The sequence below is a fragment of the Kluyvera sp. CHPC 1.2972 genome (assembly GCF_036759925.1).
Lineage (GTDB): Bacteria > Pseudomonadota > Gammaproteobacteria > Enterobacterales > Enterobacteriaceae > Kluyvera.
Genome location: NZ_JAPKIB010000005.1, coordinates 82,478 through 104,532, shown reverse-complemented (window position 1 = coordinate 104,532; position 22,055 = coordinate 82,478). Strand labels below are relative to the sequence as shown.

Sequence of the window (22,055 nt, the reverse complement as noted above, 5' to 3'; positions counted from 1 at the left end):
TCTATTTTTTATTTCGTGATAAATTATGCGCCCTGACGGGTCGCCGCCAGCACAATTTCACGGATACAAACGTACTGCGGCTGGGAATAGGCGTACTCGATAGCATGCGCCACATCTTCCGGGCTCAGCACTTTACCGCCCATATCCTGCTTCCAGCTCTGATAACCGGCTTTAATGTCGTCGCTGGTGGTGTGGCTCAGCAGTTCGGTTTCCACCGCACCCGGTGCAATCACCACCACGCGCACATTGTGCGGCGACAGCTCTTCACGCAGGTTTTCGGACAGGCCGTGCACCGCAAACTTGGTGCCGACGTAGACCACGTGGTTGGGGAAGGTTTTGCGCCCGGCAATGGAGCTGATATTGATAATGGTGCCCGCTTTGCGCTCAATCATCCCTTTGGTCACCGCGTGAACGCCGTTCAGCAGTCCTTTGACGTTCACGTCGATCATCTGCTCCCATTCATCCGGGTTTTGATCGTCGATGTTGCCCAGCAGCATCACGCCCGCGTTGTTGACCATCGCATCAACCGGCCCGAACTGCTGTTCCGCTTCGGCAATGGCATCGGCCACCGCCTGACGGTTGGTGACGTCTACTGCACGGCACAGGGTGCGCGGCAGGTTCAGCGCCGTCATACGATCCACGCGACGCGCCAGCAGCAGCAGTGCATGTCCGCGTTCTGACAGCAGTTTTGCAGTGGCCAGGCCAATCCCGGAGCTGGCGCCGGTAATCACGACTAATGGTTTAGATGCAGCGTTCATTGGTATTCCTCATAAATAAAATTGATGGCGCTACTTTAAATCCGGATGAGAATGGTGAAAAATGGTTTGTTTTTTTCACAGCCATAAAATAAATCTATGGATAAGCGACAGCTCAGCGCCTTCATCTGCGTATTTGAAGAGCGCAACATTACCCGCGCGGCTGAACAGTTAAGTCTGACACAGCCTGCGCTCTCTGCCACCGTGAAAGCGCTGGAAGAGGAACTCGGTACGCAACTCTTTATACGTAAGCCCCGCGGCGTGGAGGTGACGGAAGATGCGCGCGCGCTCTATCCACACGCCTGCCGTATGCTTCAGGAGATGGCGACCCTCACCTCACGCTTTCGTAAACGTCAGGACCGCACGCCGCTGAATATCGGCGTCGAGCAGGATATTGCCTCGCCATGTCTGGCCTCACTGCTACAGCGCATTCGTCTTGAAATGCCGGACACGCTGGTCACCCTTGACCCAGGCTGTACCGGAGATATTCGCCTCGGCTGCGAGAGCCTGCGCTGCGAAGACGAGCTGTTTATGCCGCTGTTCGACGAGCACTATATGCTGGCGTTCCCCAGCGACCATCCGCTGGCGCAGGTGGCGGAACTGACGCTGGAGCAGCTCTATAGCTACCCTTGGGTGATGTATCCGGCCCACGATTCTCATCAGCGCTTCCTGCCGTTTTACGGCACGGCAGCCGGTGCGCCCAGCGCCAATGCAGGCAGCTTTACGCTGGCGTTGGATCTGGTCGAGGCGGGATTTGGTCTGGCCATTGCGCCACACTCATTGATAGAAGCCCGCTGCGACCTCAGCGCCCGGGCGCTGCCGGGGTATCCGTTGCTACGGCGAATCGGTATTTGTTATTCAGTTCAGGCGGTGGAGAACCCGGCGGTTAACCGGCTGCTGGAGCTGCTTAACGAGGCGGCAGAACTGGCGGGGTAAAGCGCGGATAATTACGTGCAAATCTTGATTCCGGTCATAGTGACTTTTGTGATCCCGCTCTAATTTATTCACCTTCCTGATTAGAGACCTCCCAAATGTTCATACCTTCTATTGGTGCAACGGCGTTCGTTGCGTCTATTGCCACGCTCGGCATTTTGTCACCCGGCCCGGACTTCTTTATGGTGATTAAAAACGCGGCGCGCTATCGCCGCCTGCCCGCCATGATGACCGCCTTTGGCATCACCTGCGGCGTGCTGACGCATATGTCTTACTGTGTGGCCGGTCTGGCGGTAGTGATCACCACCACGCCATGGCTGTTCGATATTCTGAAGTACGCGGGCGCGGCTTATCTTATCTGGGTGGGTCTGTTGGCGCTGCTGGCGCGCGGGCATAAAAGCATGGACATGACCGGTGTTGTTCAGCAGGAAACCACGCTGAAAAAAGCCTTCCTGCAGGGCTATCTGTGCAACCTGCTGAACCCGAAAGCCACGCTGTTCTTCCTCTCTATTTTCACTCAGGTGCTGAACGTGAAATCCGGTTTTCCGGAGAAAATGTGGTACGCCGGGGTGATCCTTACCGTTTCCGTCATCTGGTGGCCGATGCTGGTGGTGCTTATCCAAAGCGCGCCGGTACGTCGCGGGCTGGCAAAGGCGCAGAAAATTATTGATAAGATGCTGGGCGGGCTGCTGATTGCGCTGGGTATTAAGGTGGCGCTGAGCTGATATCTGGCTATTGGGGTAGCCCATCGGGTTACCCTTTTCTCTTCTCGTTATCATTCCTCGTTTTACCCCTTCGGAAAGAAGAGTGCGGATTTGTGAGCATCAACACAAAACACTATCCATTAAACTTTTTACGACACAAAAGAAAAGAAACCGATTTCATACCCAAAATGAACACCTAAAAAATCGGCAAAAAACCGAGGTTAAATAAATGATAACAATGATAATAAAATGTAAGAAACATTTTTAGTATTAATAACTAATACGTATCTTTCAGAACAATCATGGGAGAAAAATGTGATGCCCGGCATTCTTTAACCGTAATAATGATTCATTTGAAATTTAATTTGATAAATTACACATTAAATTTAAGCCATTTATTGACCGTTAATCAGACGATAATTGCTTGAAAGATCGCCAGATGGTGATTATTAACGACGCAAAAAAATGGTCATCGTTATCGCCATAAAATATTGTTATCCCCCCATTATTTTTTGATTGAAATCAGGGCGAATCGTTATATTAAAAACACTAACTCATTGATACATAATAAATTAAACGAGAAGCAATAGCGCGTGATAATTCATCAAAAAGCAATTTGTGAGTGCTCGCACAAATCCCCAGCCTATTAATTTGTTACACTTATTTCCGTCAACAAAGTAATTAACACGGATTGTTATGAATACATTTAATCTCCCTAAAATACAGAATCTGGTGGTCTTTCAGGAAGTGATCCGTAGTGGTTCTATTGGTTCTGCGGCAAAAGAGTTGGGGTTAACCCAGCCCGCAGTCAGTAAAATCATAAGCGATATTGAAACTTACTTTGGTGCCGAGCTTATCGTGCGGAAAAATACCGGCGTCACGCTGACTCACCCAGGCCAGGTGCTGCTCTCCTGGTCGGAGTCCATCACCCGTGAGATGACCAACATGGTGAATGAGATGAACAGCATGACCGATGATGCCGCCATAGACGTCTCGTTTGGGTTTCCGTCGCTGATTGGCTTCACTTTTATGTCAGACATGATTCAGAAGTTTAAAGAGGTGTTCCCGAAGGTCCAGATCTCAATGTTCGAAGCGCAGCTCTCCTCGTTCCTGCCCGCCCTGCGCGATGGCCGCCTGGATTTCGCCATTGGCACTTTAAGCGATGAGATGAAGCTGCAGGACCTGCACGTTGAGCCGCTTTTTGAGTCAGAGTTTGTGGTGGTGGCGAACAAATCCCGAACATGCAGCGGTAACCCCACGCTGGCTTCGCTAAAGGACGCGCAGTGGGTGTTACCACAAACCAATATGGGCTACTACAGCGAACTGCTTATTACGCTACAACGAAATGGCATCAGCATTGAAAACATTGTTAAGACCGACTCGGTGGTCACTATTTATAATCTTGTTCTCAATGCCGATTTCCTGACGGTGATTCCTTGCGATATGACCGCGCCTTTTGGCTCAGACCAGTTTATTACGCTCGAAGTTGAAGAAGCACTGCCCGTGGCGCGCTACGCCGCCGTATGGTCAAAGAATTATCGAATTAAAAAAGCCGCATCCATTTTGGTGCAATTAGCAAAGGAATACTCGGCCTGCAATGGACGCAGGCAAAAACAAATAATGAATATTAAATAGCCCAGTAGTTTTAAAAGCCCAGTACAAATACCACCGATCTATTTATCGGTCCGTGGTGACGGATATCTATTACCCTAACACTTAGGTTATGAGGTTATAATGCATATTACATACGATCTCCCGGTTGCAATTGAAGATATTATTGAAGCCAAAAAACGCCTGGCAGGGAAAATTTATAAAACCGGTATGCCGCGCTCAAACTATTTTAGTGAGCAATGCAAAGGCGATATCTTCCTGAAATTCGAAAATATGCAACGTACGGGTTCGTTTAAAATCCGTGGTGCCTTTAATAAGCTCAGCTCCCTGACCGAAGCCGAAAGGCGCAAGGGCGTGGTGGCCTGCTCGGCGGGCAACCATGCGCAGGGCGTTTCGCTCTCTTGTGCCATGCTAGGCATTGACGGCAAAGTGGTGATGCCAAAAGGCGCGCCGAAATCTAAAGTGGCCGCCACCTGCGACTACTCTGCGGAAGTGGTACTGCACGGCGATAACTTCAACGATACCATCGCCAAGGTGAGCGAAATTGTTGAAATGGAAGGCCGTATTTTTATCCCACCGTATGACGACCCGAAAGTGATTGCCGGACAAGGCACCATTGGTCTGGAAATTCTCGAAGACCTCTATGATGTCGATAACGTGATTGTGCCCATCGGCGGCGGCGGTTTAATTGCCGGTATTGCTATCGCCATTAAATCGATTAACCCAACCATTAAAGTGATCGGCGTTCAATCCGAAAACGTTCACGGCATGGCGGCCTCTTACTATGCCGGAAATATAACTACGCACCGAACGACCGGCACCCTGGCGGACGGCTGTGACGTCTCTCGCCCGGGTAATTTAACCTATGAAATCGTTCGTGACCTCGTCGATGATATTGTGCTGGTCAACGAAGATGAAATTCGCAAAAGCATGATCGCTCTTATTCAGCGTAATAAAGTCGTTACCGAAGGTGCTGGTGCCCTGGCATGTGCGGCATTATTAAGCGGCAAATTAGATAGCTATATCAAAAATAGAAAAACGGTCAGCATTATTTCTGGCGGGAATATCGACTTGTCTCGTGTATCGCAAATTACCGGTTTAGTTGACGCTTAATTCTACTATTACACTTCGCTGAGGATAGGATATGAGTACTACTGAAAGCATTATATCCAGCCAGACCAAACAATCCGTCTGGCGTAAATCAGATACTACGTGGACCCTGGGTTTATTCGGCACCGCCATCGGCGCCGGGGTATTGTTCTTCCCGATTCGCGCCGGGTTTGGTGGGCTAATCCCCATCCTCCTGATGCTGCTGCTGGCTTACCCGATTGCCTTCTACTGCCACCGCGCGCTGGCGCGGCTGTGCCTGTCTGGCTCTAACCCGTCCGGCAACATCACCGAAACGGTAGAGGAGCATTTTGGTAAGACAGGCGGCGTGGTGATCACCTTCCTGTACTTCTTCGCCATCTGCCCGCTGCTGTGGATTTATGGCGTCACCATTACCAACACCTTTATGACCTTCTGGGAAAACCAGCTGCAGATGCCAGCGCTGAACCGCGGTTTCGTCGCCCTGTTCCTGCTGCTGCTGATGGCGTTCGTTATCTGGTTTGGTAAAGACCTGATGGTTAAAGTGATGAGCTACCTGGTCTGGCCGTTCATTGCCTGCCTGGTGCTGATTTCGCTGTCGCTGATCCCTTACTGGAACTCTGCCGCTATCGATCAGGTCGATCTCAGTAATATCGCGCTGACCGGGCACGACGGTATCCTGGTGACCGTATGGCTGGGCATCTCCATCATGGTGTTCTCCTTTAACTTCTCGCCAATCGTCTCTTCCTTCGTGGTCTCCAAGCGTGAAGAGTATGAGAAGGACTACGGCCGTGAATTCACCGAGCAGAAATGTTCGCAGATTATCTCCCGCGCCAGCGTGCTGATGGTCGCCGTGGTGATGTTCTTCGCCTTCAGCTGCCTGTTTACGCTCTCTCCGCAGAACATGGCGGAAGCCAAAGCGCAGAACATTCCAGTGCTCTCTTACCTGGCAAACCACTTCTCTTCCATGGCGGGCAGCAAGTCGACCTTCGCCACCACGCTGGAGTACGGTGCGTCTATCATCGCCCTGGTCGCTATCTTCAAATCCTTCTTCGGCCACTACCTCGGCACGCTGGAAGGGCTGAACGGCCTGGTGCTGAAGTTTGGCTACAAAGGCGATAAAACCAAAGTCTCCTCCGGGAAACTGAACACCATCAGCATGATCTTCATCATGGGCTCCACCTGGGTCGTCGCTTACGCCAACCCGAACATTCTGGACCTGATTGAAGCGATGGGTGCGCCAATTATCGCCTCCCTGCTCTGCCTGTTACCGATGTACGCCATCCGTAAAGCGCCGTCGCTGGCGAAATACCGTGGTCGTCTGGATAACGTGTTTGTCACCCTTATTGGTCTGCTGACCATTCTCAACATCGTGTACAAACTGTTTTAATCTGTAAACTCAGGATGAGTCGTAAAATGAATGAATTCCCGGTCGTATTAGTGATTAACTGTGGATCATCTTCAATTAAGTTTTCAGTACTGGATGCAACCAACTGCGATGTATTAATGGCGGGTATTGCTGACGGAATTAACACTGAAAATGCGTTCTTATCCGTAAATGGAGGTGAGCCAGCCACGCTGGCTCACCACAGCTACGAAGGCGCATTAAAGGCAATTGCTTTTGAACTCGAAAAGCGTGATTTAAATGACAGCGTGGCCTTAATTGGCCACCGTATTGCCCACGGCGGAAATATCTTTACCGAATCAGCCATTATTACTGACGACGTGATTGAGAATATCCGCCGAGTATCACCGCTGGCTCCGCTGCATAATTATGCCAACCTCAGCGGTATTGAGTCTGCGCAGCAGCTCTTCCCTGGCATAACGCAGGTGGCAGTATTTGATACCAGCTTCCACCAGACATTACCGCCAGAAGCCTATCTCTACGGCCTGCCGTGGAAATATTTTGAAGAGTTGGGCGTACGTCGCTACGGCTTCCACGGCACCTCGCATCGCTACGTCTCTCAACGCGCCCACGACCTGCTTAGCCTGCCAGAGCAGGACTCCGGTCTGGTGGTCGCTCACCTCGGTAACGGCGCGTCTATCTGTGCGGTGCGTAACGGTCAGAGCGTGGATACCTCCATGGGCATGACGCCGCTCGAAGGGCTGATGATGGGCACCCGCAGCGGCGACGTAGACTTCGGCGCTATGGCCTGGGTCGCCAGTGAAACCCAGCAGACACTCGCTGACCTGGAGCGCGTGGTGAATAAGGAGTCTGGTCTGCTCGGCATTTCCGGCCTCTCCTCTGACCTGCGGGTGCTGGAAAAAGCGTGGCATGAAGGGCATGAACGCGCCCAACTGGCGATTAAAACCTTCGTCCACCGCATCGCCCGCCATATTGCCGGGCACGCGGCTTCACTGCATCGCCTCGATGGGATTATTTTCACCGGCGGTATTGGTGAGAACTCGGTATTAATTCGCCGCCTGGTGATTGAACACCTCGCCGTGCTGGGGGTGAATATCGACAGCGAGCGAAATAATTTACCCAACGCCTACGGCGAACGAATTATTTCCACCCACGATGCCCGCGTGGTGTGCAGCGTTATTCCAACCAATGAAGAAAAAATGATTGCCCTCGATGCGATTCATTTAGGCGAAATAAGCGCCTGCGTCGAATACGCGTAATTAACGGTTAGTCAGCAGAGAGAATATCCATGAAGGTAAATATCGATACCGGCGATAAGCTGTACGCCGACGCATGGCAGGGATTTAACGGCACGGACTGGAAAGAGAGTATTAACGTCCGCGATTTTATTCAGCATAACTACACGCCGTATGAAGGCGATGAATCCTTCCTTGCTGAAGCGACATCGGCCACCCTCGCCCTCTGGGAGAAGGTGATGGCGGGTATTCGCATCGAGAACGCGACGCACGCGCCGGTCGACTTCGATACCAATATTGCCACCACCATTACCGCTCACGACGCGGGCTATATCGACCAGAGTCTGGAAAAGATCGTCGGCCTGCAAACCGACAAGCCGCTGAAGCGCGCGCTACACCCTTACGGCGGCGTCAACATGATCAAAAGCTCGTTCGATGCCTACGGTCGTGAGATGGACCCGAACTTCGAATATCTGTTCACCGAGCTGCGTAAAACCCACAACCAGGGCGTGTTTGATGCCTACTCCCCGGACATGCTGCGCTGCCGCAAATCCGGCGTGCTGACCGGTCTGCCGGACGGCTATGGCCGTGGGCGTATCATCGGCGATTACCGCCGCGTGGCGCTGTACGGCATTCAGTATCTGGTGCGCGAACGCGAACAGCAGTTCGCCGACCTCCAGTCCAACCTGCAACGCGGTCAAAACCTCGAAGCCACCATTCGCCTGCGCGAAGAGCTGTCGGAGCACCGCCGCGCGCTGCTGCAAATGCAGGAGATGGCGGCGAAGTACGGCTGCGATATCTCCCGCCCGGCGCGTAACGCCCAGGAAGCGGTGCAGTGGCTCTACTTTGCCTACCTCGCCGCGGTGAAATCGCAGAACGGCGGCGCGATGTCGCTCGGCCGTACCGCGTCGTTCCTCGACGTCTATATTGAGCGCGACTTCAAGGCCGGCTTGCTGACCGAGCAGCAGGCGCAGGAGCTGATTGACCACTTCATCATGAAGATCCGCATGGTGCGCTTCCTGCGTACGCCGGAGTTCGACACCCTGTTCTCCGGCGACCCTATCTGGGCCACCGAAGTGATCGGTGGGATGGGAATGGACGGACGCACGCTGGTGACTAAGAACGCGTTCCGCTATCTGCACACCCTGCACACCATGGGGCCAGCGCCGGAGCCGAACCTGACGGTGCTGTGGTCAGAAGCGCTGCCGGTGGCCTTTAAAAAGTATGCCGCCCAGGTGTCTATCGTCACCTCCTCGCTACAGTACGAGAACGACGACCTGATGCGCGCCGACTTTAACAGCGACGATTACGCCATTGCCTGCTGCGTAAGTCCGATGGTTATCGGTAAGCAGATGCAGTTCTTCGGCGCTCGCGCCAACCTCGCCAAAACGTTGCTGTACGCGATCAACGGCGGTGTGGATGAGAAGCTGAAGATTCAGGTCGGCCCGAAAACAGCGCCGCTGATGGATGAAGTGCTCGACTACGATACGGTGATGGAGAGCCTCGACCACTTTATGGACTGGTTGGCGGTGCAGTATATCAGCGCGCTGAACATCATCCACTTCATGCACGACAAATACAGCTACGAAGCCTCGCTGATGGCGCTGCACGACCGCGACGTTTATCGCACCATGGCCTGCGGCATTGCCGGGCTGTCGGTGGCGGCGGATTCCCTTTCGGCAATCAAATACGCGCAGGTGAAACCGGTGCGCGACCATACCGGGCTGGCGGTCGATTTCGTGATTGAAGGGGAGTATCCGCAGTACGGCAACAACGATGAGCGCGTGGACAGCATTGCCTGCGATTTGGTCGAGCGCTTTATGAAGAAAATCCAGGTGCTGCCAACCTATCGCGACGCCGTGCCAACGCAGTCCATTCTGACCATCACCTCTAACGTGGTGTACGGCCAGAAAACCGGTAACACGCCGGATGGTCGCCGTGGCGGCACGCCGTTTGCACCAGGGGCTAACCCGATGCACGGCCGCGATCGCAAAGGCGCCGTCGCCTCGCTGACCTCAGTGGCGAAGCTGCCGTTCACCTATGCCAAAGATGGGATCTCCTACACCTTCTCTATCGTACCGGCGGCGCTGGGCAAAGAGGATGGTGTGCGGAAAACTAACCTCGTCGGGCTGCTCGACGGTTACTTCCACCATGAAGCGCACGTCGAGGGGGGTCAGCATCTGAACGTTAACGTGCTGAACCGGGAGATGCTGCTGGATGCCATTCAGCATCCGGAGCACTATCCCAACCTGACGATCCGCGTTTCTGGCTACGCGGTGCGCTTTAACGCGCTGACCCGCGAGCAGCAGCAGGATGTGATTTCGCGGACGTTCACCCAGGCGCTGTAACGCTGGAAGCCCCGTGAAATAGCATGGCTGGCCGCGCGGGAACGTGCGGCCAGTTAAGCGATGTGTTGTTGACAAAAAAGTGTGTTTGTCTCTCCTTTGGTGCACCTCTGTGCACCTTTTTTGAGGGCAGACATTCCCCCTCCCCCACCAACTCCCCCAGACAGGCCGTATGCAATGGGCATTACGGGCTTTTTTTTGTATCATGGCCGGATCGACATCAGGGCCAGCCGTTTCCATAAAATACGGCCCATCAATATCACTATCGCCCCCGATAGCACGCTGCAGCGGAGTTGACATTAATGCTGAAAGATATACAGAAACATAACGAATCGGTGGCGCCTAACAGCGCTTTCTTGAAGGAACTGTATAACAAGCTCCCTGAATTTTTCACGCCTGACCAACGCGACGATAATGGCGAACTTATCGCCAAAGGTTCGTTTGATATAGAGAAATTTCAGGATGCGCTCCGGGCCCATAACATTGATGAGCTTAGCAACGGTTATCAACTTGATTTTATTGGTAAAGACTACGCCAAAAAACAGGCGGGTGAAAAATCCACCACGGTTATCGTTCCCGACACTGAACATAATGCGCTGCGCGAAAACAGCAGCAGTCATAACCTGTTCCTGACGGGGGATAATTTAGAAGTCCTGCGCCATCTGCAAAGCAACTACGGCAATGCGGTCGATATTATCTATATCGACCCCCCATACAATACCGGCTCGGATGGCTTCGTTTACCCGGATACCTTCGAATATAGCGATCAGGCTCTGCAGAGCATGTTTTCGTTAAACGACCAGGAACTGGAAAGGCTGAAATCGATTCAGGGTAAGGCAACGCACGCGGCGTGGCTCACCTTTATGTACCCGCGCTTGTGGTTAGCCAAACGCGTGCTGAAAGAGTCTGGCGTTATCTTTATTCATATCGATGAAAACGAACATGCCAACCTCAAACTGCTGTGCAACGAACTCTTTGGTGAAGCCAACGATTTAGGCGAAATCATTTGGGACAAACGCAATCCTAAGGGCGATGCGACGGGGATCTCTCAGCAGCATGAAGTTATCCTGGCGTATTGCAAAAACAGCGAAGCGTTTAAAGCCGTCAACAGCCTGAAGCGCCCGAAAGAAAATGCCTCACGCATGCTGGAAAAAGTGGAAGCCTTGATCAAGAAACATAAAGGCCTCAGCGAGGCGGTGCGCAAAGAGTATAAAGAGTGGATTGCCCAGCAAAACTTCAGCGGTGGCGAAAAAGCCTACAACCAGATTGACGATAACGGCGATATTTTCCGTCCCGTATCGATGGCCTGGCCGAATAAGAAAAAAGCGCCGGACGACTATTTCATTCCGCTAAAACACCCGGTAAGCGGCCACAACTGCCCGGTCCCTGAACGCGGCTGGCGTAATCCATCGGCAACGATGCAGGAGCTACAGGAAAAAGGGCTGATTCTGTTTGGCAAAGACGAAACCACACAGCCGAACCGTAAGTACATCCTGAAAGAAAATATGTACGAGAACGTGCCGTCACTTTTCTATTTTGGCGGCAGCGACGATACCCTGCTCTCGTCACTGGATATTCATTTCGACAATCCGAAGCCAGTGAGTCTGGTGAAGCGCATGCTCAACTCCATTCAGGGCATTGAGAATGGCCTGATTCTGGATTTCTTTGCCGGTTCAGGTACCACTGCGCATGCGGTGATGGAGCTGAACGCCGAGACAGGTAGCCGACATCACTTTATCACCGTTCAGTTGGCAGAACCGATTAAAGAAGACAACGCCGCACGGGCGCTAGGCTTCAAATCTATTGATGAGATGAGCCGCGAACGCCTGAAACGCGCCGCGCAGAAAATTCGTGAAGCACTGCCGAATACCGATGTCGACCTCGGTTTTAAACACTACCGTTTTGTCGTTCCCGCGCAGCAGACGCTGGACGATCTGGACCGCTTCGATATCAACACCGGCAACTTTATGACCACCAGCGGCCAGATGACGGTATTCGGCGAGTCCGGGTTCGATAATATGATCGCCCCATTCTCCGCCAGCGGTCTAGGCTTGCCGGGTCGCACCACGGGTGAGGAGACGATTCTCACCACCTGGCTGGTCGCTGACGGCTACCGGATGGATGTGGAAATCGAGACGCTGACGTTCGCTGGCTATAAGGCCACTTACGTTGACGGTACCCGCCTCTATCTGATTGAAGAACACTGGCGGGCCGCACACACCCGCGAACTGCTGAACCAGATTGGCACTCATCAACTGGCGGTACAGACGGTCGTGATCTACGGCTATTCATTCGACCTCGAATCCCTGCGCGAGCTGGAGATTGGCCTGAAGCAGCTCGACCAGAAGGTCAATCTGGTGAAGCGGTACTAAGGCGCACGCAATGAAAATTTTATTAGAAGAGCTGCCGCATCAGGAACAGGCCATTGAGGCCATTCTCAACCATTTTACCGGTATGGACGCTTCGGCGACGGAGCATAATAGCTTCGCAAACCCGCTCATTAAGGGCCGCTATGAAGCTGAAACCAATATTGACATTAAAATGGAGACCGGTACCGGTAAAACCTACGTCTATACGCGCTTAATGTATGAGCTGCACCGACGCTATGGCCTGTTTAAATTTGTGCTGGTTGTGCCAACACCGGCCATTAAAGAAGGGGCGCGTAGTTTTATTACCAGCGACTACGCGCGTCAGCATTTTTCGCAATTTTATGACAACACGCGCATTGAGCTTTCCACCATCAATGCCGGTGATTTCAAAGCGAAATCGGGGCGTAAAAACTTCCCGGTTCAACTGCTGAATTTTACCGATGCCAGCCGCAATAATAGCCACACCATTCAGGTATTGCTGATCAATGCGCAAATGCTGAACTCCGCCAGCATGACCCGTAATGATTATGACCAGACGCTCATTGGCGGGCTGACTTCCCCCATCGAGGGGCTACAGCTAACCCGCCCGGTGGTCATCATGGATGAACCGCATCGTTTTGCCCGGGACAATAAATTCTATAAAGCGGTGGAGTCCATCAAGCCACAAATGATCGTGCGCTTCGGGGCAACATTCCCGGAAATTGAGGTCGGAAAAGGGAAAAATAAGTTCCTGCGTAAGGACTATTACCGCCGCCAGCCGCAGTTCGATCTTAACGCCGTCGACAGTTTCAATCAGGGCCTGGTCAAGGGCATCGATATTTATTACCCCAACCTGAGCGAAGCCCAGGCGCAAAATCGCTATATCGTCGACGGCGTCAGCGCGAAAAAGCTCATCCTGAAGCAGGGCGATCGCACTTTCGAACTGGGCGTGGGCGATAAGCTCGCGGAGGTGGATGAAGGATTCGAGGGCAGCATTGAATATGCTGGCGGTAAAGTGCTCTCCAACGATCTGGAGCTGGAAAGCGGTATGGCCTTAGTGCCCGGCACCTTTAATGCCAGCTACCAGCAGTTGATTATTCAGGATGCCATCGATAAGCATTTTGATATTGAGCAGGCCAACTTCCTGCGTGGTAATACGGGTGAACACAACGCCCCGCGCATCAAAACGCTCAGCCTGTTCTTTATTGATAGCATTAAGAGCTATCGCGATGACGCAGGCTGGCTCAAACAGACTTTCGAACGTTTGCTCCTGAGCAAACTCACGGCGCTTATCGGTGAATATGAGCTCAAGCGCCTGCCGCGAGAAGTCGAGTATTTATCGTTTCTGCGCGCCACCTTCGCCAGCCTGAATTCTGACGACCAGAACGTGCACGCGGGTTATTTCGGCGAAGACCGCGGCAGCGGCGATGAAGCTATTCAGGCCGAAGTGGACGATATTCTCAAAAATAAAGAGAAGCTGCTCAGTTTTAAAGACCCTCAGGGTAACTGGCAGGTTCGTCGTTTTCTGTTTTCCAAATGGACGCTGCGCGAAGGTTGGGATAACCCTAACGTCTTCGTCATTGCCAAGCTGCGCACCTCCGGGAGTGAAGCGAGCAAAATTCAGGAAGTGGGCCGTGGCCTGCGTCTGCCCGTTGACGAAAACGGTCATCGCGTCCAGCAGGATGAATGGCCTTCCCGCCTCGCCTTCCTGATTGGCTATGACGAAAAAGCATTTGCCCGCCAGTTGGTCGATGAAATTAATAGCGACAGTAAGATTCAGCTTAATGAGCATAAGCTCGATAGCGCTACCATCGCACTGATTGTCGCTGAGCGGCAAAAAACTCAATCTGGCTACAGTGAAGAGACCTTACTGAGCGAGCTGGATGCGAAAGGGCTCATTAAGCGTAATAACGACTTTGTACCGGAAGTCACCCTCGATGGTGAAACCCGCAGCGGATTCGAATGGCTGCTGCATTTCTACCCAGAGCTGGCTCATACCCGCGTGCGCGAAGATCGTATCCGGGAGAATAAACCCGCCGCTAAGCTGCGGGTGAAATTACGCCAGGATAACTGGGCGCGGCTGAAGGACGTCTGGCTGCAGTTCTCACGCCGCTATATGCTTGAGTTCGATCGTATCCCGGATTCGCTGTCGTCCATTGCCGAAGCGGTGATCGGCGATGAATCATACTATAGCCGCCAGAAACCCAATCAGATTCAGCAAAAGCTGCAGATCAACCACGAGCGTAAAATGGCGCTCGCCGAGCGCGAAGGTGATTACGACACGCAGCAGTACCTTCCGGGGATGGCCTATGGGCAGTTCATCAAGCAGCTGGTTATGCGCACCAGCCTCAGCGTTAAGGTGGTGCATCCACTATTGATGGCCGTGCTGCGCGATAAGCTCAACGGTGACGCCCGCTACTTGAGCCAGGCGTCGCTGGAGAATCTGGCGAGCGCGTTTAAAAACCGCTTTGATGAGCGCTTTGCGCAACGTTACGCCTACCAGCCTCTTGAATTCCAGGCCTCGACTTCGATTTTCGACAGCGAACGCCAGGTGTTTAAGGCCGATCTGACCGCCGAGATCCTCGGCACGTTGACCGATGACAGCGCCATCGACGATAAACGCTACCTCTATGAACTTCCACCGTTACGCTATGACAGCGCCGACCCCGAGCTGGCGCTGCTCAAGCATCGCTACCCGGAGAAGGTTACCGTCTTTGGCAAACTGCCAAAACGGGCCATTCAGGTGCCGAAATATACCGGCGGCACAACCACGCCTGATTTCGTCTATATGATTGAACGAGAAGATGCTTCCAGCGTCTATCTCCTCGTCGAAACTAAAGCGGAAAATATGCGGGTTGGCGATCGCGTGATTCTGGAGGCCCAGCGAAAGTTCTTCGAGATGCTGCGAAACAATGCGGTAAACGTCGAATTTGCCGAAGCCACGACGGCACAAGCCGTCTACGAGAAAATTAATACGCTGATTAAAGGGGACGAGGAGTAATCAACGCCCTGGGATAACGCGCTTTATGGGAGCAGCGGCAGAGTCGCGGCGGCTCCCAATCTGATTTTACAATATGAAATACGTGACGTTCAGCGCTGCGCCAGCGTGTTATTCAACGCCAGATACTGCAGCAACATAATGGTTTTCGCATCCATAATATCGCCGCTGGCTACGGCCTGAAGCGCCTGCTGGAGCGGCCACTCCAGCACCTCAATATCTTCACCCTCTTCTGCGACGCCGCCACCGCGGCTAACGCGATCTTCATCCTGGTACTCCGCGATAAAAAACCACAGCTTTTCAGTCACCGAGCCAGGGCTCATAAAAGCCCTGAAGACCGGCTCAATTTGCGTAATCCGAAAACCGGTTTCTTCTTCCGCTTCGGCGATAATACGCGCTTCCGGGGAGGCGCTGTCCAGCAGCCCTGCGGCGGCTTCAATTAACATCCCGCAGCCATCATGAAGATAGACCGGCATCCTGAACTGGCGGGTGAGCACCACCGTCTGTTTACGACGGTTATACAGCAGCACCACCGCACCGTGGCCGCGATCGTAGGCTTCACGGCTTTGCTGTTGCCAGGTACCGTCGCGGCGGCGAAGTTCAAAGGTGTATTTTTTCAGGGTATACCAGTCGTCAGAAAGCAGCTGCGACTGAATATTTTTCACTAACGGCTCAATAGCGCTCATTTTTTCTCTCCTGTCGGTGACATCCTGCAAACTATCACGCATAATCGTGCAACATCAAGAAAAAACATGCACGGAGAAAACATGTTAGCCAGCCAACGAAAGCAGCAGATTCTGGCGATTCTCGCCCGGGATAAACAGGTGCATTCTACCGAACTAAGTCAGCAGTTTCAGGTATCTGAAGACTCTATCCGCCGCGATCTCCGAGAGCTTGCCGCCGCCGGATTACTCCAGCGCGTCCACGGCGGCGCGCTGCCGGTCTCGGCTGCGATTGCGCCGTTTGAAGCAAGAAAAAACGTGCAAATAGCCGCAAAAAAAACCATCGCCCAAAAGGCCGTTTCGCTGATTGGTGCGGGTCAGGTGGTGATGATTGACGGCGGGACCACCACCACCGAGATGATCAAGCTGTTGCCGGTCGACCTCCCCTTCACGGTCATCACCCATAGCCCCAGCATTGCCGTCGGGCTGATTGACTACCCGGCTATTGAGGTGATTTTGCTCGGCGGCACGCTGTTTAAGCACTCCGTCGTCACCACCGGCTCCGCGATGAGTGAAGCCGCCAGCCGCATTAACGCGGATCTGTTTTTTATGGGCGTGACCGGGGTACACCATCGCGCGGGCTTTACCACCGGCAGCTTTGAAGAGGCCGCCGTCAAGCGTCTGCTCTGCGAGCGGGCCTCGGAAACCATCGTGATGGCATCGCAGGAAAAAATTAACGCGGCTTCCGCCTTTGCGATTGGCGGCCTGAACCTCGCCAGCACCCTGATTGTCGACGGCGATCTGGATGCGCCACTAACGGCTGCGCTCGCCAGCAACGGCGTGTCGGTTGTCGCGTAGCGCGGCGCAAATAGCCGTAGTCTTTAAAATGGCTTTACCCCAGAGAATATAGGTAGCTCACAACTCTGCGGTCACTCGATGACGGTTCGTATTTTCGCATGTTAGGCTTTTCGGATGACTCTTTTCTGCGCAGGCCGCGGCGAACCGTATGACGTTCCGATTGACCTTTCAGATGAAGCTATTTTTGTCGCTGCTGGCGTTCTCCTGCCTGCTGCTGGCGCTGCTTGGCACGCTGCTGTTTCATTTTATCGACCGCCAGCTTCATCATGATCTGGGCCAGCGCGCCCGGATTCAGGCCAGCGAAATTGCGCTGATGCCGGGGCTCGCCGCCATGGTCGAACAGCGGGATATTCCCGGCATTGCGCGGTTGATTCAGCCGCTGCGCGCTGAAAGTGACGCCAGCTATATCGTGGTGGGTGACGTGCGCGAGCAGCACCTTTATCACTCAGAATCGCCGGAGCGCCTGAACCTGCCGATGATCGGTGGCGATAACGCCGACGTGCTACAGGGCAAAACCATTATCTCGGTGCGCAAAGGGGGAATTGGCGTATCGCTACGCAGCAAAGCGCCGATTTTTGATAGTCAGCATCGGGTTATCGGCATTGTCTCCGTCGGCTACCTCACCTCTTACATCGCCAATATCAACACCCGCCTGCTGTGGCGCACCGGGCTATACGGCATTGCCCTGCTGCTGTTGCTGTTTGTCTTCTCCTGGCTACTGGCCCGCACGCTGAAAAAACAGATGTTCGGCCTCGAGCCGAAAGATATCGCCCAGCTGGTCCTCCAGCAAAAAGCGCTGCTCGAGGCGATGTACGAAGGGGTGTTCGCGGTCAATGCCGATAAACAGCTGATCCTCATTAACCGCGCCGCCAGGGAGATGCTCAATATCCAGCAGAGCGAACAAGCGCTGCTCGGCAAGCCTTTGGATGAGGTTATCCAGCTGCCGCCATCGTTCTTTGCACCGGGCAATACCGCGTACGATAGCCGCCATCACGATCACATCACCGTCCTGAATCATCGGGAAACCATCGTGAACCGCGTCGCCATCGAAGTGGAGCCGGGAACCCAAAGCGGCTGGGTATTCAGCTTTCGCGACAGAAACGATATTACGATGCTCAGCAGCCAGCTCAGCCAGGTGACCCGCTACGCCGATAACCTGCGCATCATGCGCCACGAACAGCTTAACTGGACCGCGACGCTGGTCGGTCTGCTGCAAATGCAGCGCTATGACGACGCCCTGCGCTATATCCGGGTGCAGTCGGAAGGCGCTCAGCAGGTACTGGATTTCCTGTCGATGCAGTTCGCCTCTCCGGCGCTGTGTGGCCTACTGCTGGGTAAATACGTGAGTGCGCGCGAGAAAGGCGTGGAGCTAACGTTCGACCCGGCCTGCCGGGTATCACGCCTGCCGGAAGGGCTGAGCGAAACCGAGCTGATGTCGGTGATTGGCAACCTAGTGGACAACGCCATCGATGCCACCCTGAACTCGACCGCGCGCACCGCACCGGTGGAAATCTATATTTCGGATCGCAACCATGAGCTGGTTATCGAGGTGGCGGACCGGGGTTGTGGCGTAGATGAAGCGATGAAGCCGCACCTTTTTGAACAAGGATTTACCAGCAAATCCGCCGACGGCAGCGAGCTTATCGGTTCAGAGCACGGCATTGGCCTCTACCTGGTCGCGGGATATGTGCGCCGGGCCGGTGGCAGCATCGAGATCAGCGATAACGTTCCGCAGGGTACCGTATTTTCGGTTTTCATCCCGTTCCAGACCGCGCTTACCGCAGGACCTTCCCATGACTGATATCCGCCCTCTTGAGGTTGTTATTGTTGAAGATGAGCCGCATCTGGCGCAGCTGCATCGGGAGTTTATCGAGCAAAACTTCCGTCTGCGCGTGGTGGGGCTCGCCGGCACGCTGGCGCAGGCACACGAACTGATTCTCCATCACCGACCGCGCCTGGTGCTGTTGGATAACTATTTGCCGGACGGTCAGGGCGTTGAGCTTATTGGTAGCCCGCTGCTGAAGCAGTTTGAGTGTTCGGTGATTTTCATCACCGCCGCCAGCGATATGCAGACCTGTAGCCACGCGATGCGCAGCGGGGCTTTTGATTATCTGATTAAGCCGGTGTTTGCGCACCGTCTACAGGCTTCGCTGGAGCGTTTTATGCTGCTGGAGCACACCCTGCAACAGGTGAAAGTGGTGGATCAACACGCGCTGGATAAGCTGTTCAACCTGCCCGCGGGAGAGCCGTTAGGGCAGCCGTCGACCAAGGGAATTGAACCTGCAACGCTTGCGCGGGTACAGCGGATTTTTAGCGACCGTCCTGAAGTAAGCTGGTCGGTTGAACAGGTCGTCGAAGAGGCGGGGATCAGTAAAACGACGGGACGTCGGTATCTGGAGTACTGCGTGGAGATTGGGTTTATCGTCATTGAGATTCAGTACGGGAATATTGGGCATCCGAGGCGGTTGTATCGGCGGGGGCCTCAGGGGTAGTCGCTACGCCAATAGGTCCGCGCGCCCCTCCCCCTTTAGGGAGAGGGGCTGGCCGTGCTAACGTCTTTACCTTTCACTCCACATCCAACAACCACTTCTGCGCCGGGGTCAACCGGCTCGCCGTTTCCGGTGTTAGCCAGCGGCGCTGATCCTGCTGAGCGGTATCCGCCCGGTCGATATACAGCCCGTGCAGTACCCGGCGGCGCGAGCCTTCGCGGTTGGTGGTGCCGCCGTGCCAGGCGTGGGCGTTGTAGATCATCACGCTGCCTGCCGGCGCCTCAAAAATCACCTCATCCGGGTGCGGTAATCCCACATCCTCCAACACCTCTTCCGGCAATTCCGGGCGCAGATGGGTCGCTGGAATAATCCGCGGCGCGCCGTTGGCGGCGTAGAGATCGTCAATCGCCCAGATGGTGTTGACCAGGTGAACCTTCGGGAAATCCGGGCGCGGCTTTTTCCAGTCGGCGTGCAGCGGCTGATGACCGCCGTTGTACAGCGCCTCACGGGCGTTGAGGCTGGAGATTTTAAACTCGCCCTCAAAGATATAGCGGCAGGCCGACAGAATCAGCGGATGCGACCACACTTTCTCCCACACCACGCCCTTGTTGACGAGATTCGCCACGCGCGTCGCCGTCTCTTCCTGATGGTGCTCCACCGCCAGGTTCTCCCCTTCTTTTTCCACCAGATAATCAATGCGCTCGCGCATCGCCGCCAGCCAGTCGGCATCCGCCACGCCGTGGACGATGGTGTAGCCCTGAGTATCCAGTTCATGTTTCATTGTCGCTGACAGTTCGCCACTCGCGCCCAGCGCCTCCAGCCAGAATGCCGCTTGCTTGTCCATACCGCCCTCTCTTTTGTTAACCATTTCACAACATATATGAAAAGTTACTGCACGAACGGTCGGCATTCTGTATGAGATAGCTACACAACACTGGATTTTTGTGTACAGCAAAATAAAGTGTGATGAGATTCAAAATCCAGAATAATAACCAGGACATGAGCATGTCAGAGCAATCCCTCGTCCCCGTGCTGGAGCAGCTGCTTGCCCGGCAAAGTGACCTTGTCGTGCGGTTTCCGCAAACCTCACAGCCCGCGCCGGAACTGGCGATGAGCGTATCGTTTCCCCGTTTGGAAATCGTGCTGGAAGGCGAGCTTGCCGACGATTGCCTGAGCGCGCCGCTGGGCCCGCTACAGGCGCTCTATCTGCCCGGCGGACGCTGGAACGCCCCGCAGTGGCAAGGCCCGGCCACCACGCTGAGCATTCTGTTCAGCAAACAGAAACTCGGCTTCAGCCTGCAGCGGTATGACGGCAAAAAATTCGTGGAGATTCGTAAGCAGCACGTGGCGCGGCTGGGCCCGCGGGTAGGATCGTATCTGCTGCTGGCGATGAACGAACTGGCTATTCGCCCGGTGATGCCCACAGCGCAGATCGTGCTAAGCGGGCTGCTGAGCCACTGTATCGATCAGCTTACCCATCTGGCGGATACGGTGAGCAAGAGCAAAGAGCTGTTTCTCGCCGTTCAGGAGTATATCGACGAGCACGCCGCCGAGGCGCTCAGCCGGGAGACGGTGGCGAAGAAGTTCCACATTACGCCGAACTACCTGTCGCACCTGTTTCAGAAGTCCGGTTCGGTGGGATTCAATGAATATCTGACCGCCGTACGGCTTGAACTGGCAAAGAAATTACTGCGTGGATATGAGATGAAAATCAAAGAGATAGCCCATCACTGCGGCTTTGAAGACAGCAACTACTTCTGCCGAATTTTCCGCAAGCACACGGCGCGTTCGCCGTCGGAGTACCGCCGTCACTGCCGCACGATGTAGCTATTTTTTCGGGCGATATTTTTCCGGCAGCGCCGGCACCGGACGCCGGTCGTCAATCAGATGGCGGATGGTCAAAATCGGGTGACGCCACAGCATACGCGGGCCAGCCCAGCGCATAATCTGCTTCATCTCTTCGCGTTTGGCGGGCTGATAGCAGTGCACCGGGCACTGCTTACAAGCCGGTTTTTCCTCGCCAAACACGCATTTATCCAGTCGTTTATCGGCATAGGCATTCAGCGCCTGGTAGTGCTCTGCATCGTCCTGCGCCTGCGGGCAACGTTGCTGATAAAGCGCAATCATACTGCGGATGGTCCGTTTCTCACGGTCGATGCGTTTGCCTGCCATAGCCTGTTCCTCACCAATAAAGATGCATTAATAATACACGTTTAATAGTGCTTTCGCAGCCGCTTTATGCCTCGTGCTTGTCCACGTGGCCCAGCGGTTTTTCCGGGAAGCAGACGTCGCGCACCCGGCGTTTCAGCTCGGCGGCATCCGGGAAGCCCTCGTCGCGCTTGCGGTCCCAGATAAGTTCCTCGCCGACGGTAATGGTAAAAATCCCGCCGGTGCCGGGCACCAGGGTCACCGAGGCGATATCGGTGCTGAAAGTGTGCAACAGCTCCTGCGCCATCCAGCTGGCGCGTAGCATCCAGTTGCACTGGGAGCAGTAGGTGACCGTAATAGCGGCTTTCTGCGTCATAGTATTCTCGCGATGAATCAAAGGACTAATTGTAATCAAATTGTTGCATGCATAGAGATTTATTTGCAAACTTTATTGCAAATGATAATTCCTATCATTACCATTCGCATCACATTAAACGGAGTCGTTCGAAGCGCTTAG

At 54.1% G+C, this 22,055-nt stretch carries 18 protein-coding genes; 13 read left to right on the top strand and 5 right to left on the bottom strand.

The genetic code is table 11. The features are described from left to right. Positions 1 to 23 precede the first annotated feature (23 nt). Positions 24 to 758 carry an SDR family oxidoreductase gene (locus tag V6944_RS10695; protein WP_333498932.1) on the bottom strand — a complete coding sequence of 245 codons (735 nt, stop codon included), beginning with the start codon at positions 756 to 758 and terminating at the stop codon, positions 24 to 26. 96 nt (positions 759 to 854) lie between these two features. On the opposite strand from V6944_RS10695, the gene V6944_RS10690 reads away from it, so the two are divergent. The 9 genes from V6944_RS10690 (at position 855) to V6944_RS10650 (ending at position 15,384) form a co-directional block, all read left to right on the top strand. Beyond that, on the top strand, positions 855 to 1,691 hold the full coding sequence (locus V6944_RS10690) for a LysR family transcriptional regulator (protein ID WP_333498931.1): 837 nt from the start codon (positions 855 to 857) through the stop codon (positions 1,689 to 1,691). 95 nt (positions 1,692 to 1,786) lie between these two features. Then, entirely contained in the window at positions 1,787 to 2,413 is a 627-nt protein-coding gene (locus tag V6944_RS10685; protein WP_333498930.1) for a LysE family transporter, read from the top strand. 675 nt (positions 2,414 to 3,088) lie between these two features. Continuing rightward, positions 3,089 to 4,027 (top strand): transcriptional regulator TdcA, encoded by a 939-nt coding sequence (gene tdcA, locus V6944_RS10680; RefSeq protein WP_333498929.1) that lies wholly within the window; start codon positions 3,089 to 3,091, stop codon positions 4,025 to 4,027. A gap of 99 nt (positions 4,028 to 4,126) precedes the next feature. Next, positions 4,127 to 5,116, top strand: a complete 990-nt coding sequence (gene tdcB, locus V6944_RS10675) for a bifunctional threonine ammonia-lyase/L-serine ammonia-lyase TdcB (protein WP_123649952.1) — start codon at positions 4,127 to 4,129, stop codon at positions 5,114 to 5,116. Positions 5,117 to 5,147: 31 nt separating this feature from the next. Next, the gene (gene tdcC, locus V6944_RS10670; protein WP_333498928.1) at positions 5,148 to 6,479 is read left to right on the top strand and encodes a threonine/serine transporter TdcC; all 1,332 of its coding nucleotides are present in this window, start codon (positions 5,148 to 5,150) and stop codon (positions 6,477 to 6,479) included. A 26-nt stretch (positions 6,480 to 6,505) separates the two neighbouring features. Next, positions 6,506 to 7,714 (top strand): propionate kinase, encoded by a 1,209-nt coding sequence (gene tdcD / locus V6944_RS10665; protein ID WP_333498927.1) that lies wholly within the window; start codon positions 6,506 to 6,508, stop codon positions 7,712 to 7,714. A 29-nt stretch (positions 7,715 to 7,743) separates the two neighbouring features. After that, a complete protein-coding gene (gene pflB / locus V6944_RS10660; protein WP_333498926.1) occupies positions 7,744 to 10,038 on the top strand; it encodes a formate C-acetyltransferase in 2,295 nt (764 codons plus the stop codon). Positions 10,039 to 10,337: 299 nt separating this feature from the next. Beyond that, positions 10,338 to 12,407, top strand: coding sequence for a site-specific DNA-methyltransferase (locus V6944_RS10655; protein WP_333498925.1), 2,070 nt, complete (start codon positions 10,338 to 10,340; stop codon positions 12,405 to 12,407). 10 nt (positions 12,408 to 12,417) lie between these two features. Continuing rightward, positions 12,418 to 15,384: a type III restriction-modification system endonuclease gene (locus V6944_RS10650; RefSeq protein ID WP_333498924.1), complete on the top strand. Its 2,967-nt coding sequence runs from the start codon at positions 12,418 to 12,420 to the stop codon at positions 15,382 to 15,384. A gap of 89 nt (positions 15,385 to 15,473) precedes the next feature. Here V6944_RS10650 and V6944_RS10645 read toward each other — a convergent pair whose 3' ends face one another. Continuing rightward, positions 15,474 to 16,067 (bottom strand): NUDIX domain-containing protein, encoded by a 594-nt coding sequence (locus tag V6944_RS10645; protein WP_333498923.1) that lies wholly within the window; start codon positions 16,065 to 16,067, stop codon positions 15,474 to 15,476. An 81-nt stretch (positions 16,068 to 16,148) separates the two neighbouring features. Here V6944_RS10645 and V6944_RS10640 point away from each other — a divergent pair, with 81 nt between their 5' ends. The 3 genes from V6944_RS10640 to V6944_RS10630 all read left to right on the top strand — a co-directional run bounded on the left by V6944_RS10640 (position 16,149) and on the right by V6944_RS10630 (position 19,393). Continuing rightward, on the top strand, positions 16,149 to 16,901 hold the full coding sequence (locus V6944_RS10640; protein WP_333498922.1) for a DeoR/GlpR family DNA-binding transcription regulator: 753 nt from the start codon (positions 16,149 to 16,151) through the stop codon (positions 16,899 to 16,901). A 148-nt stretch (positions 16,902 to 17,049) separates the two neighbouring features. Continuing rightward, positions 17,050 to 18,702 (top strand): sensor histidine kinase, encoded by a 1,653-nt coding sequence (locus V6944_RS10635; protein WP_333498921.1) that lies wholly within the window; start codon positions 17,050 to 17,052, stop codon positions 18,700 to 18,702. Then, a complete protein-coding gene (locus V6944_RS10630; RefSeq protein WP_333498920.1) occupies positions 18,695 to 19,393 on the top strand; it encodes a response regulator in 699 nt (232 codons plus the stop codon). Before V6944_RS10635 ends, V6944_RS10630 begins: the two co-directional genes overlap by 8 nt. Before the next feature lie 73 nt (positions 19,394 to 19,466). Here the strand turns inward: V6944_RS10630 and V6944_RS10625 are convergent, their stop codons facing one another. Next, complete coding sequence (locus V6944_RS10625) at positions 19,467 to 20,234, bottom strand: phytanoyl-CoA dioxygenase family protein (protein WP_185668035.1); 768 nt, start codon at positions 20,232 to 20,234, stop codon at positions 19,467 to 19,469. Between the two features lie 161 nt (positions 20,235 to 20,395). Between V6944_RS10625 and V6944_RS10620 the strand changes: the two genes are divergently transcribed. After that, a complete protein-coding gene (locus tag V6944_RS10620) occupies positions 20,396 to 21,217 on the top strand; it encodes a helix-turn-helix transcriptional regulator (protein ID WP_333498919.1) in 822 nt (273 codons plus the stop codon). On the opposite strand, the gene V6944_RS10615 is transcribed toward V6944_RS10620, so the two are convergent. Together V6944_RS10615 and V6944_RS10610 are read right to left on the bottom strand one after the other, a co-directional pair. Beyond that, complete coding sequence (locus tag V6944_RS10615) at positions 21,218 to 21,562, bottom strand: nitrous oxide-stimulated promoter family protein (protein WP_333498918.1); 345 nt, start codon at positions 21,560 to 21,562, stop codon at positions 21,218 to 21,220. Positions 21,563 to 21,626: 64 nt separating this feature from the next. Further along, complete coding sequence (locus V6944_RS10610) at positions 21,627 to 21,914, bottom strand: SelT/SelW/SelH family protein (protein ID WP_185668032.1); 288 nt, start codon at positions 21,912 to 21,914, stop codon at positions 21,627 to 21,629. Positions 21,915 to 22,055: the final 141 nt, after the last annotated feature.